Origin of the sequence: Aeromicrobium sp. Leaf272, assembly GCF_001422865.1 — a bacterium.
In the GTDB taxonomy this organism is placed as follows: domain Bacteria; phylum Actinomycetota; class Actinomycetes; order Propionibacteriales; family Nocardioidaceae; genus Aeromicrobium.
This window is the reverse complement of sequence record NZ_LMMY01000001.1, coordinates 166,063-180,523: the sequence shown is the minus strand read 5'-3', so window position 1 is coordinate 180,523 and position 14,461 is coordinate 166,063. Positions and strand designations below refer to the sequence as shown.

Below are 14,461 nucleotides of genomic sequence, written 5' to 3'. Positions count from 1 at the left end.
CCGCCACGTCGATCCGGGCGCCCGCGCCGCGCCCGCCCGCGACCTGCACGCCGAGCAGGCGTCGCGTCCCACGCTCGGCCAGCCCCCACAACGTCATGGGCTCCGCACCCGGGTAGTAGCCGGCGACGGTGGTGGACTCCACCGAGGCGCTCACGACGTCGAGCCCGGCGTCGTCGGCCTGGGCACGGCCGAGTCCGGCGCGCGCGATCTCGAGGTCGCAGAACTTGGTGATGGCGGTCTGCACGGCGCCGGGGAAGACCCGTCCCGACCAGTCGGCGCCGAGCGAGGCCGCCAGGGACTCCCCCGCCACCATGCCCTGCTTGTTGGCGTGGGTCCCGAGCGGCAGGTGGATCGGTGTCCCCGTGAGGCGGTCGAGGGTGACCACGCAGTCACCCGCGGCCCAGACGTCGGCCAGGACCGACCCGTCCGGACGGAGCACCCGCTGCTGGTCGTCGGTGACGATGCCGTCCTTCGGCCCAGTGGCAGCGGTCGTGAGCAGGTCGCCACGCGGCGCGACTCCGAAGGCCGCGACGACCAGGTCGGCCGGGTAGTCGTCCTCGTCGGTGCGCACGGAGGTGACGGCGCCGTCCGCTCCCACGCCGAAGCCGGTGACCGCGGCACCGGTGACCACCTGGGCACCCTTCTCGCGCATGGCGTCGGCGACGAGCTCACCGATCTCGTCCTCGACGATCGGCAGCGGGGTGCTCTCGCGCTCGACCACGGTGACCTCGAGCCCCTGGGCCAGGCACGCCTCGGCCATCTCGATGCCGATGTAGCCGCTGCCGACGACGGCCACCCGGCGCGCGCCGGCGCGGATGCGGTCGAGCACCTGCTGGCCGTCGACGAGGTCCTTGACGGTCTGCACGTTCCCGGCGTCGATGCCCGGCAGCTCGGGCAGGATCGAACGCGCTCCGGTGGCGACGACGAGGCGGTCGTAGGTGACGACCTGCTCGCCTGCGAGGTCGCGGTAGGTCACGGTGCGCGCGTCGGTGTCGACCGCGGTCGCCTCGCTGCCGAGGCGCACGTCGATGCCCCGTTCGCGGTGCTCCTCGGGGGTCCTGGCCACGAGGGCGTCGGGGCCGTCGACCTCGCCCGCGACCCAGTACGGCACCCCGCAGGCGGAGTAGGAGGTGTGGTGCCCGCGCTCGAGCACCACCACCTCCACGTCGGGCACGAGACGGTTGAGGGACGACGCGGCCGTCATGCCCGCCGCGTCACCCCCGATGACGACGACGCGGCTCATGCTCCCGAGCCTAGGGCGACGCACCGACGCACGCCCGCCCAGACGGCCCGGCCGTCAGCCGGCGTGCTCGCGCACCCAGGCGTGCATGGCGATGGCGGCGGCGGCTCCGGCGTTGATGGACCGGGTCGAGCCGAACTGGGCGATCGACAGGGTCGTCGCGCACGCCGCACGGGCCGCGTGGCTCAGGCCCGGGCCCTCCTGGCCGAACAGCAGCACGCAGGCACGGGGCAGCGTGGTGGTCTCGAGCGGCACCGCGCCGGGCAGGTTGTCGATGCCGAGCAGCGGCAGGTCCTGCTCGTCGGCCCAGGCCGCCAGCGCCTCGACGTCGGCGTGGTGGTGGACGTGCAGGTAGCGGTCGGTCACCATCGCGCCGCGCCGGTTCCACCGGCGCCGGCCGACGACGTGCACGGCCGCGACGTTGAACGCGTTGGCGGTGCGCACCACGGAGCCGATGTTGAAGTCGTGCTGCCAGTTCTCGACCGCCACGTGCAGCGGGTGCCGGCGCGTGTCCAGGTCGGCGACGATCGCCTCGACGCTCCAGTACCGGTAGCGGTCGACGACGTTGCGCCGGTCCCCCTCGGCGAGGAGCGTCGGGTCGAGCCGGGGGTCGTCGGGCACGGGCCCCTCCCACGGGCCCACACCCACCTCGACGCCGTCACCCTCGACACCGTCACCCTCGGCCCCGCCCCTCGTGCCCGGGTCCAGCGAGGGGGTCACGCGCCGTACTGGTCGCGGTAGGCGCGTGCCGCGTCGAGGTGCTCGGCGTGGCGGCCGGACTCCTCGAGGAACTCGATGACGTGGTCGAACGTCACGATCGCCTCCACCGGGACGCCGAGGTCGCGGCGCACCTCGTCGACGGCCGAGAGGTCGCCCGCGCCACGCTCCTGCCGGTCGACGGCCACGACGATGCCGGCCAGCTCGGCGCCGGCGTCCTCCACCAGCGGCACGACCTCCCGGATCGCCTTGCCCGAGGTGATCACGTCGTCGACGAGCAGGACCCGTCCCTGGAGGGGTGCGCCGACGATCATCCCGCCCTCGCCGTGGTCCTTGGCCTCCTTGCGGTTGAAGCTCCACGGCACGTCGCGCCCGTGGTGCTCGGCCAGCTGCACCGCGGTGGCCGCGGCGATGGGGATGCCCTTGTAGGCGGGGCCCAGGAGCACGTCGAAGTCGGGCGCGCGCTCGGCGATCGCCGCGGCGTAGAAGCGGCCCAGCCCGGCGAGCCGTGCGCCGGTGTCGAAGCCGCCGGCGTTGAAGAAGTACGGCGACGTCCGGCCCGACTTCAGCGTGAAGGAGCCGAACCGGAGCACGTCGTGGCCGATCGCGAACTCCACGAAGGATCGCTGGTAGTCCTGCATGGTCGCGGGGGCTCCTAGGCGCCGGGGAGCGGGATCTTCCGCTCGGGGTCGGACTTGTCGACGATCTTGACCAGGTCGCCGAAGACGACGTTGCGGTTGCGCGTGTGGAAGAGCTCCGAGCAGGTGAGCATCGTGAGCACGTTGGCGGTCGGCGGCTCGCCCCGCATGTCAGGGTCCGGAACCTGCTGCAGCGGCCAGCCGACGGTGAAGTCGAGCGTGAGCGAGTCACCGTCGTTGCGCAGCTGGTAGGTGAACACCGCCGTGCGCGTCTCGATGTGGACGAGGTCGCCCTTCTTCAGCTTCAGGAAGTCGCGGAAGGGCTCGCCGTGGGTGACGCGGTGCCCGGCGATCGCGAAGTTGCCGAGCTCTCCCGGCAGGGCCGCCTCCTCGTACATGCCGACGCCCTTGGAGAGCGACTCCTGGTCGAAGCCCTTGACGATGGGGACCTCGTACTCCGTGCCGAAGCGCGGCACGCGCAGGAGCCCGATGTTCTTCCCGTCGGTGCCGTTCTTCCAGTCGTCGGAGATGATCTGGCGGATCTCGGCCTGCTGCTGCTTGGCCACGACGTTGGTGCCCCAGTACTGCCAGGCGACGTACCCGAGCACGCCGAGACCCGACAGGATCAGCACCACGCCGAGGAGCCGGACGAGGGAGAAACGACGCCGCCGCGGAGCACGACGTCCACCCCCGGCGGGCGGGGAGGGCGCGGTCGCGGTGGTCATGGGGCCGATTCTCTCACCCTCGTCCAGGCGGCCACCCCGCGTCGACTGTGACCCACATCTCATCGGTCGCGCGGCCTTCTGGCTCGAATCCGCCCAGCGCTGNCCTTCTGGCTCGAATCCGCCCAGCGCTGCCCCGCCGGGCCACTAGTATCAGGACCGTTGCCCCGCCGTTTCACCCCCCGAGAACGGCGGGGCAGCGCTCTGTCCGGGCTCGGGACGCACGCGTCCAGGTCGACCACCGGGGCGGGCCCGCGGTGCGTAGAGTCGCGAGGGATGAGGACGCAGAGCAGCCGGATCGACGGACTGGGCACCACGATCTTCGCGCGGATGAGTGCCCTCGCGGCCTCGACCGGTGCCGTGAACCTCGGCCAGGGGTTCCCCGACACCGACGGCCCCGACGCGGTGATCGACGCCGCCGTGGCCGCGCTCCGCGGGGGCGCCAACCAGTACGCACCCGGCCCGGGCGTGCCTGACCTCCGGCTCGCCGTGGCCGAGCACCAACGCCGCTGGTACGGCCTCGAGGTCGACCCCGAGACCGAGGTCGCGGTCACGACCGGCGCCACCGAGGCCATCGCGGCCGCGGTGCTCGGCATCGTGGAGGCCGGCGACGAGGTGATCGTGCTGGAGCCCTACTACGACTCCTACGTGGCGGTGCTGCAGATGGCCGGTGCCGTCCGCCGCCCGGTCACGCTGCGCGCACCGGACTTCCGCCTCCCCGTCGACGAGCTGCGCGCCGCCGTGACGCCGCGCACCACCGCGATCCTGCTCAACACCCCGCACAACCCCACCGGCACGGTGCTCACGCCCGACGAGCTGGCCGCCGTGGCCCAGGTGGCCCGCGACCACGACCTCGTGGTGATCAGCGACGAGGTGTACGAGCACCTGACCTTCGACGTGACCCACGTGCCGATCGCCACGCTGCCCGGCATGCGCGAGCGCACGCTCACCATCTCCAGCGGTGGCAAGACCTTCTCGTTCACGGGGTGGAAGGTCGGGTGGGCCACCGGCCCCGAGTCGCTGGTGCGGTCGCTCCTGGGCGCCAAGCAGTTCCTCACCTTCACGTCGGGCGCACCGCTGCAGCCGGCCATCGCCGCCGCGCTGCGCCTGGACGACGACTACTTCGCCTCCTTCACCGACGGCATGAGGGCCCGTCGCGACCAGCTGTGCGCAGGGCTGGCCGACGTCGGCTTCGACGTCGTGGTGCCCGACGGGACCTACTTCGCGACCACCGACATCCGCCCTCTCGGCTTCGAGGACGGGCTCGAGTTCTGCCTCGCGCTGCCCGAGCGGGTCGGCGTCGTGGCCGTGCCGCACCAGGTGTTCCACGACCCCGACACCCCACTCGAGGACAACCCCGGCAGGCCGCTCGTGAGGTGGGCGTTCTGCAAGAGGCCGGACGTCATCGACGAGGCCGTCCGACGTCTCGCGGCGCTGTGACGCGCTGCGTGGCCGCGACTACGTCGGACACGGACCGGTCAGGTGCGAGAGGATCGGTCACACCAGGGTCGAGCACACGAGAGCGGGACGCATGGCAGCAGGACGCATGACGTCGCGGGACACGCGATGAGGCTGCCGACCGTCCAGGACGTCGAGCGGCTGCTCCCCCGTCCCGACGCCTTCACGAGCCGCTCGCGCGGCACGGGGCTGAGCGCGCGCGTGGGCGTCGCGCTCGGCGTCGCGTTCGGGCTGTGCTTCGTCACCGGGATCTGGAGCCACCTGCAGCAGGACCCGCAGGACTGGGTGCCGCTCGGGCCGTCGCCCGCCTGGCTCTACCGCGTGACCCAGGGGGTCCACGTCGTGGCCGGCACGGCCGCGGTGCCGCTGCTGCTGGTCAAGCTGTGGTCGGTCTTCCCGCGGCTGTTCGTGCGCCCGCCGTCGGGTCGCCGCGCCCTGGTGGTCGAGGCGTTGGAGCGCGCGTCGATCGCCGCGCTGGTCGCCTCGGCGGTGTTCATGCTCGCGAGCGGGCTGCTCAACATCGCCCAGTGGTACCCCTGGGACTTCAGCTTCCGACGCACCCACAACGCCGTGGCCTGGGTGGCGATCGGGGCGCTGCTCGTGCACGTGGCAGTGAAGCTGCCGGTGATCCGGGCCGCCCTCGGCGCCCCGATCGACGACGAACAGGTCGACGACGACCACGAGGACAGGCCCCCCGATGCCGGCGACGGTCCCACGCGCCGTGCCGTCCTGCTCGGCGCAGCCTCGGCGTCCGGGCTCGCGGTCCTGCTCACCGCCGGACAGTCGGTCCCCTGGCTGCGCAACGTCTCGGTCTTCGCGGTGCGCAACGGCGACGGTCCGCAGGGCCTGTCGATCAACCGCACCGCGAGGGCCGCCGGTGCGGTCGACGGTGCCAGCTCACCCGACTACGTGCTCGAGGTCGTCGCGGGTGGGCGCACCGTCTCGCTCACGCGCGACCAGCTGGCGGAGCTGCCGCAGAGGACGCACCGCCTGCCCATGGCCTGCGTCGAGGGGTGGAGCAAGGACGCCGTGTGGACCGGCGTGGCCGTCCGCGACGTCCTCGCCCTGGTCGACGCACCTCCGGGGTCCGACGTGCGGGTCTCCTCGCTGCAGACCCGCGGGGCGTTCGCGAACACCGACCTGCCGGCCGCGTTCACGCAGGACGAGCGCACGCTGCTCGCCCTCGAGCTCAACGGCGAGACGCTGTCGCTCGACCACGGGTACCCGTGCCGCATCATCGCGCCGAACCGGCCCGGGGTGCTGCAGACCAAGTGGGTCCGTCGGCTCGAGGTGACCGCATGAGGGCCGCCCGCGCGATCCTCGTGCTCGTCGGTGTGGGCTGCGGGCTGTGGGGGCTGTGGCTCATGCGCGAGTTCACGTCCGAACAGCTGGTCTCGCTCGTCGTCTGGCTGGTCGCCGGCGTGCTGGTCCACGACGCGGTGCTCGCGCCCGTCACGGTCGCGCTCGGGGTCGGGGCGTCCCGACTGCTTCCTCGCCACGCGGCCCTCGGCATCGCGTTCCTGGTCTGGGCGACCCTCACCGTGACCTTCCTGCCCGTGCTGAGCGGGCAGGGCGGCAAGCCCGACAACGACACGATCCTCAACCAGCCGTACGGCGCGAGCTGGGTCGTGATGACGGCGCTGCTCGCGGTCGGTGGGGCGTTGGCCGCCTGGGCGGGCCGACGCGGGTCACCCGCCACCACGGCCGCGGATCGCGACGCGTGATCCAGGCCCTCGATCAGCGGTAGCGGGGCGCCCTGCCACCGCCCTGCACGTCGCGCGCCAGGACGGGCAGCACGCGCGGGGCCACCAGCTCGCTGAGCACGACGATGCTCGTCGACCGCACGATCGAGCCCGACGTGCTCATGTGCAGCAGCACGTCCTGCAGGTCCGCGTGGGAGGACGCGGCGATCTTGCACACGACGTCGGCCGTCCCGCTCGTCACGTAGGCCTCGAGCACGTTGGGCAACGAGTCGAGCTCGGCGCGCACGTCCTCGAGCCGGCCCTGGGCGATCTCGAGGGTGGCGAAGGCCAGGACGGGGTGGCCGGCCGCCGTGAGGTCGACGTCGGGGCCGTAGCCGGTGATGACGCCGGCCGCCTCCATCTTGGCCAGGCGCGACTGCACCGTGGCGCGTGCGACCTTGACCACGCGCGAGAGCTCGAGGTCCCCGGCGCGGGGGTGCTCGCGCAGTGCGGCGACGAGCGCGAGGTCGAGAGCATCCATGGGTGATTCCTCTGCAGATTGACCAGTCTCGAGGGACTCTACTCGGCAGGAACGCTCGATCTGTCTACCTCGGACCAGGCAGGTTGCCAAGCACACGAGAAGGCGGTGACCTGGACCACATGACGACGACTCCAGACACGATCCTCACCGACGCCGAGCGGCTCGCCGACCTCGACCTCGAGCAGCTGCGCAGGCTCGTCGGTCTCGTCGAGCACGACGACTCGGCCGACCCCTTCCCCGTCACCGGCTGGGACGCCCTGGTGTGGGCGGTCGGCAACGCCACCCAGGCCGCCGCCTACTACGAGAACGTCTACGGGATGCAGGTCGTGGCCTACTCCGGCCCCGAGACCGGCAACCGCGACCACCACGCGTACGTGCTGCAGAGCGGCGCGGTGCGGTTCGTGCTGAAGGGCGCGGTCGACCCCGACTCGACGGTCGCCGACCACCACCGCCGTCACGGCGACGGCGTCGTCGACATCGCGCTCGAGGTGCCCGACGTGGACCGCTGCATCGAGCACGCCCGCGCCCAGGGTGCGACGGTGCTGGAGGAGCCCCACGACGTGAGCGACGAGCACGGCACCGTGCGGGTCGCGGCCATCGCCACCTACGGCGACACCCGGCACTCGCTCGTGGACCGCAGCCGGTACGTCGGCCCCTACCTCCCCGGCTTCGTCGAGCGCCGCACCACCACCCGGCGCGAGGCACCCGTCTTCCAGGCGCTGGACCACGTGGTCGGCAACGTCGAGCTGGGCCACATGGACGAGTGGGTCGACTTCTACGGCCGCGTCATGGGCTTCACCAACATGGCTGAGTTCATCGGCGACGACATCGCCACCGACTACTCCGCCCTCATGAGCAAGGTGGTGGCCAGCGGCAACCACCGGGTCAAGTTCCCGCTCAACGAGCCGGCGATCGCGAAGAAGAAGTCGCAGATCGACGAGTACCTCGAGTTCTACCGCGGTCCCGGCGCCCAGCACCTCGCCCTGGCCACCGAGGACATCCTGGCGACGGTCGACCACCTGCGTGAGCGCGGCGTGCAGTTCCTCGCCACGCCCGAGAGCTACTACACCGACCCGGCGCTGCGGGCCCGGATCGGCGAGGTGCGCGTGCCGATCGAGGAGCTGCAGAGCCGCGGCATCCTCGTGGACCGCGACGAGGACGGCTACCTGCTGCAGATCTTCACCAAGCCGATCGGCGACCGGCCGACGGTGTTCTTCGAGCTGATCGAGCGGCACGGGTCCCTCGGCTTCGGCAAGGGGAACTTCCAGGCGCTGTTCGAGGCCATCGAGCGTGAGCAGGCCAAGCGCGGGAACTTCTGATGGCGCACTACCGTCGCGCCGGATCGATCCCGCCCAAGCGGCACACCCAGCACCGCTCCCCCGACGGGACGCTGTACCGCGAGGAGCTGATGGGCGAGGAGGGGTTCAGCTCGGACTCCTCGCTGCTCTACCACGTGGGCGTGCCGTCGGCGGTGCTCGAGGCGCGACGGTGGGAGCTGCCGGACCAGACCACGACGCCGAACGAGCCGCTGCTCCCGCGGCACCTGCGTCTGCACGACCTGTTCGGCTCCACCTCGACGAGCTCGGCGACCGAGATCGACGTGGTCACCGGCCGACGACTCGTGCTCGGGAACGCCGACGTGCGGATCTCCTACGTCGTGGCGGACGCGACGTCGCCGCTGTACCGCAACGCCACGGGCGACGAGATCGTGTTCGTCGAGGCCGGCACCGGCGTGCTCGAGACCGTGTTCGGCCACCTCACCTACGGCCCCGGCGACTACCTGGTGGTCCCCCGCGCCACCACCCATCGCTACGTGGTCGAGACCACGACCCGCGCCTACTGCATCGAGGCGAACGGCCACGTGGCCCCGCCCAAGCGCTACCTGTCGCGCTACGGCCAGCTGCTCGAGCACGCGCCCTACTGCGAGCGTGACCTGCGCGGACCCGGCGAGCCCGAGGTGCGCTCCGGAGAGGGGTCCGACGGTGCAGGGGTCGAGGTGTTCGTCAAGCACCGCGGCTCCGGCCCGGGCGGCCTGGCGGGCACGGTGCACGTGGTCCCGGACCACCCGTTCGACGTCGTCGGCTGGGACGGCTGCCTCTACCCCTACGCGCTGAGCGTGCACGACTTCGAGCCGATCACGGGGCGCATCCACCAGCCGCCGCCGGTGCACCAGGTGTTCGAGGGCAGCAACTTCGTGGTCTGCAACTTCGTGCCGCGCAAGGTCGACTACCACCCGCTCGCGATCCCGGTGCCGTACTTCCACGCCAACGTCGACAGCGACGAGATCATGTTCTACGTCGACGGCGACTACGAGGCGCGCAAGGGCTCCGGCATCGCCAAGGGCTCGGTCACGGTCCACCCGGGCGGCCACTCGCACGGCCCCCAGCCGGCGGCCATCGAGGCGAGCCTGGGCGCCGAGTCCTTCGACGAGCTCGCGGTCATGGTCGACACGTTCCGTCCGTTGGAGCTGGGCGAGGGCGGTCGGGCCGTCGACGACGGCGTCTACCACCGCTCGTGGTCGCAGTGAGTGGTCCCCGCGACGTGCTCGTGGGACCGTTCGACGCGTTCCTCGACGACGCGGCCGTGTTCCCGCCCGGGGACCTCCCGCTCGACGAGGCCGTCGCCGCGCACCTGGCACGGCACGGGCACCACGTCGCCGCGCTGGTCGGTCCACTCGTGCTCCCGGCCTCCGCGCTCCCCCGCGCGGCCGAGCTCGCCCGTGGCGCCACCCTCCGCGTGGCCGTGGTGGCCGACGCCCCGTTCGACGTCCCGGCCGGGCTCGACGTGGCGGCGGTGGAGACGCGCGACCCGGCGTCGGTGACCGTGCCCGCCGGCGCCTGCCTCGTGGTCGAGACGGACGCGGACCGCGTGCTCGACGTCCCGGCCGGCGCCCTCGTGAAGCTGCGCACCGGTGGCCCCGACGCCCACGCGTTTCCGACGCCCGAGCGGCTGGGACGTGCACTCTCGTCGCTCGTGCGCGCAGAGCGACCCTTCAAGCTCACCGCCGGCCTGCATCGCGCCGTCCGCTCGACCGACCCCGACGACGGCCTCGTGCACCACGGGTTCGCCAACGTGCTGCTGGCGGTCGACACCCTGCTGTCGGGCTCCGGCGACGATGCCGCGGTGGCGGTGCTCCGTCGCGAGGACGAGCGCGTCGGCCCCGACCTGGCCGCGCTCGGCGAGGACCGTGTCCGGCAGGCACGTCGCCTCTTCACCTCGTTCGGCACGTGCTCGGTCGACGACCCCGCAGCCGACCTGGCCCACCTCGGCCTGCTTCCCGGAAGGATGACCGCATGAGCGATCCCGTCGACTGGGGCACCACGACGCTGCCGTGGTGCTCCTTCAGCACGGCCGGAGCGGCGCCGCACGTGGGAGTCGGCGTGGGCACGCACGTGCTCGACGTCGCCGCGGCGCTGCCGGACCTGGCCGAGGAGCTGGCCGACGGCACGATCGACGGCGTCCTGTCCTACCCGTCCGAACGTCGCGCCGAGCTGCGCGACCGACTGCTGGAGCTCGTCGCGTCCGGCGCCGAGGAGCACCTGGTGCCCCAGGCCGCCGTCACGCTGCACCTGCCGTGGACGGTCCGCGACTACGTGGACTTCTACGCCTCGGAGCACCACGCGTCGAACCTCGGTCGCCTGTTCCGGCCCGACTCCGAGCCACTCACCCCGAACTGGAAGCACCTGCCCATCGGGTACCACGGCCGAGCCGGCACGGTGGTGGTCTCCGGCACCGACGTGGTGCGCCCCAGCGGCCAGCGCCGCGCGCCGGACGGCGAGATCGTCTTCGGACCCTCGACCCGGCTCGACATCGAGGCCGAGGTGGGGTTCGTCGTCGGCGGCCCGTCGGTGCGCGGCCCGCTCACCCTGGCCGAGGCCGAGGACCGCCTGTTCGGCGTCTGCCTGGTCAACGACTGGTCCGCACGCGACCTGCAGGCCTGGGAGTACGTGCCCCTCGGCCCCTTCCTCGGCAAGTCGTTCGCCACCTCGGTCTCCCCGTGGGTGGTGCCGATGGAGGCCCTGGCCGGGGCCCGCGTGGCTCCGCCGACCCGCGACGTCGCCCTGTTGCCGTACCTCGACGACGCCGACGCGCCGGCCGGAGGCCTCGACCTCGCGCTCGAGGTGCGCCTCGACGGCGAGGTGGTCTCCCGCCCGCCGTATGCGGCGATGTACTGGACCCCCGCGCAGATGCTCGCCCACCTGTGCGTCAACGGCGCCTCGGTGCGACCGGGCGACCTGTTCGCGTCGGGGACGGTCAGCGGCCCGGCTCGCGAGGAGCGCGGCGCCCTGATCGAGCTCACCTGGAACGGCACCGAGCCGATCGAGCTCCCCGACGGGACCACCCGCAGCTTCCTGGAGGACGGCGACACCGTGACGATCACCGCCACCGCTCCCGGTGCCGACGGATCGAGGATCGCACTCGGTGCCGTGACGGGGCGGATCGCCGGATCCTGAGATCTCGGCGTTTCGGACGGCTCGCAACGGGTACGCAGCACGGGCGGCCCTGCGGTCGCCCGGACGAGGGAGCTGCATGGGACTGACGGCAGAGCTGCTGCGTGAACGCACGCGCACCCCCCTTCCCCTTCCCGGCAGCGGTGCCACGCACGACCGGCTCGACGCACTCGTCGCCCTCGGGCACGAGGACCTGTCGCTCGCGAAGCTGGCCGAGCCGCACCACGACGCCGTGGCGATCGGCGCCGAGCTGGACCACCCCATCGACACCGACGGGGTGTGGGCCGTCTGGGCGGCGGCACCGCCGTTCGCGGTCGTCCGTGCGACGCGGACCGGGGATCGGTGGCACCTCGACGGCACGAAGGCCTTCTGCTCGGGAGCGGACCTGGTGACCCACGCGCTCGTGACCGCCGAGGACGACGGCCACGACCGGTTGTTCGCCGTGGACCTCGACCAGCCAGGGGTCGCGGTCGACGAGCAGGCTCCGACGTGGGTGGGGCCGGGCATGGCCGACGCCCGCACGGTCACGCTGCGTCTCGACGCCGTGGACGCGGTGGACGTCGGGGCGCCCGGTGCCTACGTGCAGCGGCCCGGGTTCTGGCACGGCGCGATCGGCATCGCCGCCGTGTGGACCGGCGGCGCCCGGGCCGTCGCGGACGTGCTCGAGAGATCAGCCCGGCTGGACGAGCACGGGCTGGCGCACCGCGGCGCCGTCCGCGCGGCGCTGCACACCGCCGGCGCCCTGCTGGACGACGCGGCCCGCAGGATCGACACCGAGCCCGACACCGAGGTGGAGGCACTCGCGCTCGCGGTGCGCGCCGGGGTGGCCGACGCGGTCGACACCGTCCTGCACCACGTCGGACGCGCCACCGGGCCGGGGCCGCTCGCGTTCGACGCCGAGCACTCCCGACGGGTGGCCGACCTGCAGGTCTTCGTGCGACAGCACCACGCGGAGCGCGACCTCGCCCGGCTCGGAGGACTCCCATGAGGCAGCACCCGGCGGCGCCCTGGTCCGAGGTCCTGCGCGGCGCGAGCCTGCCCCGGGCCACCGCGCCGTCCGGCCAGGTGGTGGTGCTCTCGGCCCATCCCGACGACGAGGTGCTGGGGGTGGGGGCGTGGCTCGCCGGACGTGCCGGGCACCCGGTGCGGTTCGTCGTGGCGACGGACGGCGAGCGCTCGCACCCCGACAGCCCGACCCTCACGCCCGACCAGCTGCGCACCGTGCGCCGGGCCGAGCTCGCCGAGGCGCTCGCCGTCCTCGGGCACGAGCGGCCGGACGTGACCCACCTCGGCCTGCGCGACGCGGCCCTGCCCCAGGACGAGGCACCGCTGCGCGACCGCCTGACGACCCTGCTCGCGGACGCGGCGCTCGTCGTCGCGCCGTTCGAGGACGACGGCCACGCCGACCACGACGTGGTCGGCCGTGTGGCCCAGCAGGTCGCGCCCGCGGGAGCCACCCTCTGGCGCTACCCCGTGTGGCGATGGACGGTGACGACCCCGTCCGCGCAGGCCTCGTGGCTGCGCGGGGCGGCCCTGCTCCCCTACGGCGCTGCGGCGCACGCCCGCAAGGCGACGGCGCTGCGCTGCTTCCGCAGCCAGCTGCAGCCGCTCTCCCCGCATCCCGCCGACGCGCCCGTGGTGACCGAGGCGCTGCTGGCCCACGCCCTGCACGCGCCCGAGGTGGTCCTCACGTGACCGACCCGGCGTACTTCGAGCACCTGTACCGCACCGACCCGGACCCGTGGCTCCTCGACAGCGCCCCGTACGAGGAGCGCAAGCGGGAGCTGACCCTGGCGAGCCTGCCCCGCCCGCAGTACAGGCGCGCCTTCGAGCCCGCGTGCGCAGCCGGGCAGATCACCCAGCTGCTGGTCCGACGCTGCGACGAGGTGGTGGCCATGGACCTCGTGGACCTCGCGCTCGAGCGGCTCGGGCAGCGCGCGCTGGACCGCGTCGACGCCCGCCGCGGGTCCATCCCGCAGGACTGGCCGGAGGGCGCCTTCGACCTGGTGGTGCTGTCGGAGGTGCTGTACTTCCTGTCCCCCGAGGACAGGGCGCTGACTGCGCGGAGGACCGTCGAGAGCCTGACCGACGACGGCCAGGTGCTGGCCGTGCACTGGCGCCACGACTTCGACGAGGCGGCGTCGCGCCCCGACGACGCGCACGCCGACCTGCACGAGGCCGGCCTGCGCGGCGTCGTGACGCACGAGGAGCGCGACTTCCGGCTCGAGGTGCTGGAACGTGCCTGAGGTCGATCGCATCGGCGTCGTGGTGCCGGCCCGCGACGAGGCCGACCACGTCGAGGCGTGCCTCGCGGCCCTGGCCGAGGCGGCCCGGCGCGTGACCGTCCCGGTCGAGGTGGTCGTGGTCGTGAACGCCACCGTCGACGCCACCGCCGCGATCGCGCGGCGACACGGTGCACGCGTGCTGGAGCGGTCCGAGCCCGGGGTCGGCGCCGCCCGCGCGGCAGGTGTGGCCACCTTGCTGGAGGGCCACGACCCGACCCGCACCTGGATCGCGACGACCGACGCCGACTCGCGCGTCCCCCCGGCCTGGCTGGAGCACCACCTCCACCTCGCCGCGGCGGGTGCCGATGCGGTGGTCGGCACCATCGTGCTCCCGCCCGATGCGACCCCGGGACACGCAGCGTGGTGGCGCCACTACCAGCGGGGCGTCGACGGCGCGAGCCACCGACACGTGCACGGCGCCAACCTCGGGGTGCACGCCTCCGCCTACCGCTCCGTGGGTGGGTTCGCGACCCTCCCCGTCCACGAGGACGCCGACCTGGTGCACCGCGTGGTGGCGGCGGGCCACCGAGTCGTGTGGACGACGGAACACTCCGTGGTCACCTCGCCACGCCTGGTCGGGCGCGCACCGTCTGGCGTCGCGGCCGACCTGCGCGCGTGGTCGGCGCCGGCGGGCTGAGCTCGACCGGTACGGCGGGGTCGTGGCTGGCTCTTCCCTGCTGGTGCGTCAGTCGGGTGGGACCCGGACTGCTGCTGCGCCGCTCGGGTG

At 73.2% G+C, this 14,461-nt stretch carries 16 protein-coding genes; 11 read left to right on the top strand and 5 right to left on the bottom strand.

The window, feature by feature from the left end; translation table 11 throughout:
• The 4 genes from ASF38_RS00890 to ASF38_RS00875 all read right to left on the bottom strand — a co-directional run.
• Window positions 1-1,243, bottom strand: a 1,243-nt coding sequence (locus ASF38_RS00890; protein ID WP_200914353.1) for an FAD-dependent oxidoreductase, incomplete at its 3' end; no start/stop codon positions are given.
• A 54-nt stretch (window positions 1,244-1,297) separates the two neighbouring features.
• Window positions 1,298-1,948 (bottom strand): TrmH family RNA methyltransferase, encoded by a 651-nt coding sequence (locus tag ASF38_RS00885; RefSeq protein WP_056552999.1) that lies wholly within the window; start codon window positions 1,946-1,948, stop codon window positions 1,298-1,300.
• Window positions 1,949-1,956: 8 nt separating this feature from the next.
• Window positions 1,957-2,598: an orotate phosphoribosyltransferase gene (gene pyrE / locus ASF38_RS00880; protein ID WP_055969488.1), complete on the bottom strand. Its 642-nt coding sequence runs from the start codon at window positions 2,596-2,598 to the stop codon at window positions 1,957-1,959.
• A 14-nt stretch (window positions 2,599-2,612) separates the two neighbouring features.
• Window positions 2,613-3,320, bottom strand: coding sequence for a class E sortase (locus ASF38_RS00875; RefSeq protein WP_055969491.1), 708 nt, complete (start codon window positions 3,318-3,320; stop codon window positions 2,613-2,615).
• Window positions 3,321-3,593: 273 nt separating this feature from the next.
• Between ASF38_RS00875 and ASF38_RS00870 the strand changes: the two genes are divergently transcribed.
• From ASF38_RS00870 to ASF38_RS00860, 3 genes are all read left to right on the top strand, one after another.
• Window positions 3,594-4,757 carry a pyridoxal phosphate-dependent aminotransferase gene (locus tag ASF38_RS00870; protein ID WP_056573076.1) on the top strand — a complete coding sequence of 388 codons (1,164 nt, stop codon included), beginning with the start codon at window positions 3,594-3,596 and terminating at the stop codon, window positions 4,755-4,757.
• 126 nt (window positions 4,758-4,883) lie between these two features.
• Entirely contained in the window at window positions 4,884-6,077 is a 1,194-nt protein-coding gene (locus tag ASF38_RS00865; protein ID WP_056552700.1) for a molybdopterin-dependent oxidoreductase, read from the top strand.
• Window positions 6,074-6,499 (top strand): hypothetical protein, encoded by a 426-nt coding sequence (locus tag ASF38_RS00860; RefSeq protein WP_056552703.1) that lies wholly within the window; start codon window positions 6,074-6,076, stop codon window positions 6,497-6,499. Before ASF38_RS00865 ends, ASF38_RS00860 begins: the two co-directional genes overlap by 4 nt.
• A gap of 13 nt (window positions 6,500-6,512) precedes the next feature.
• On the opposite strand, the gene ASF38_RS00855 is transcribed toward ASF38_RS00860, so the two are convergent.
• Entirely contained in the window at window positions 6,513-6,998 is a 486-nt protein-coding gene (locus ASF38_RS00855; protein ID WP_055969508.1) for an Lrp/AsnC family transcriptional regulator, read from the bottom strand.
• Window positions 6,999-7,117: 119 nt separating this feature from the next.
• Here ASF38_RS00855 and hppD point away from each other — a divergent pair, with 119 nt between their 5' ends.
• The 8 genes from hppD to ASF38_RS00815 all read left to right on the top strand — a co-directional run bounded on the left by hppD (window position 7,118) and on the right by ASF38_RS00815 (window position 14,371).
• Window positions 7,118-8,317, top strand: a complete 1,200-nt coding sequence (gene hppD, locus ASF38_RS00850) for a 4-hydroxyphenylpyruvate dioxygenase (RefSeq protein ID WP_056573073.1) — start codon at window positions 7,118-7,120, stop codon at window positions 8,315-8,317.
• On the top strand, window positions 8,317-9,525 hold the full coding sequence (locus ASF38_RS00845) for a homogentisate 1,2-dioxygenase (protein WP_056573070.1): 1,209 nt from the start codon (window positions 8,317-8,319) through the stop codon (window positions 9,523-9,525). The genes hppD and ASF38_RS00845 overlap by 1 nt, the downstream gene beginning before the upstream one ends.
• Window positions 9,513-10,295 (top strand): hypothetical protein, encoded by a 783-nt coding sequence (locus ASF38_RS00840; protein ID WP_200914352.1) that lies wholly within the window; start codon window positions 9,513-9,515, stop codon window positions 10,293-10,295. The genes ASF38_RS00845 and ASF38_RS00840 overlap by 13 nt, the downstream gene beginning before the upstream one ends.
• A complete protein-coding gene (gene fahA / locus ASF38_RS00835) occupies window positions 10,292-11,452 on the top strand; it encodes a fumarylacetoacetase (RefSeq protein WP_056573065.1) in 1,161 nt (386 codons plus the stop codon). Before ASF38_RS00840 ends, fahA begins: the two co-directional genes overlap by 4 nt.
• 76 nt (window positions 11,453-11,528) lie before the next feature.
• A complete protein-coding gene (locus ASF38_RS00830; RefSeq protein WP_056573063.1) occupies window positions 11,529-12,437 on the top strand; it encodes a hypothetical protein in 909 nt (302 codons plus the stop codon).
• Window positions 12,434-13,144, top strand: coding sequence for a PIG-L deacetylase family protein (locus ASF38_RS00825; RefSeq protein WP_056573061.1), 711 nt, complete (start codon window positions 12,434-12,436; stop codon window positions 13,142-13,144). The genes ASF38_RS00830 and ASF38_RS00825 overlap by 4 nt, the downstream gene beginning before the upstream one ends.
• Complete coding sequence (locus ASF38_RS00820; protein WP_056573057.1) at window positions 13,141-13,695, top strand: bifunctional 2-polyprenyl-6-hydroxyphenol methylase/3-demethylubiquinol 3-O-methyltransferase UbiG; 555 nt, start codon at window positions 13,141-13,143, stop codon at window positions 13,693-13,695. Before ASF38_RS00825 ends, ASF38_RS00820 begins: the two co-directional genes overlap by 4 nt.
• Window positions 13,688-14,371: a glycosyltransferase family 2 protein gene (locus ASF38_RS00815; protein WP_056573052.1), complete on the top strand. Its 684-nt coding sequence runs from the start codon at window positions 13,688-13,690 to the stop codon at window positions 14,369-14,371. Before ASF38_RS00820 ends, ASF38_RS00815 begins: the two co-directional genes overlap by 8 nt.
• Window positions 14,372-14,461: the final 90 nt, after the last annotated feature.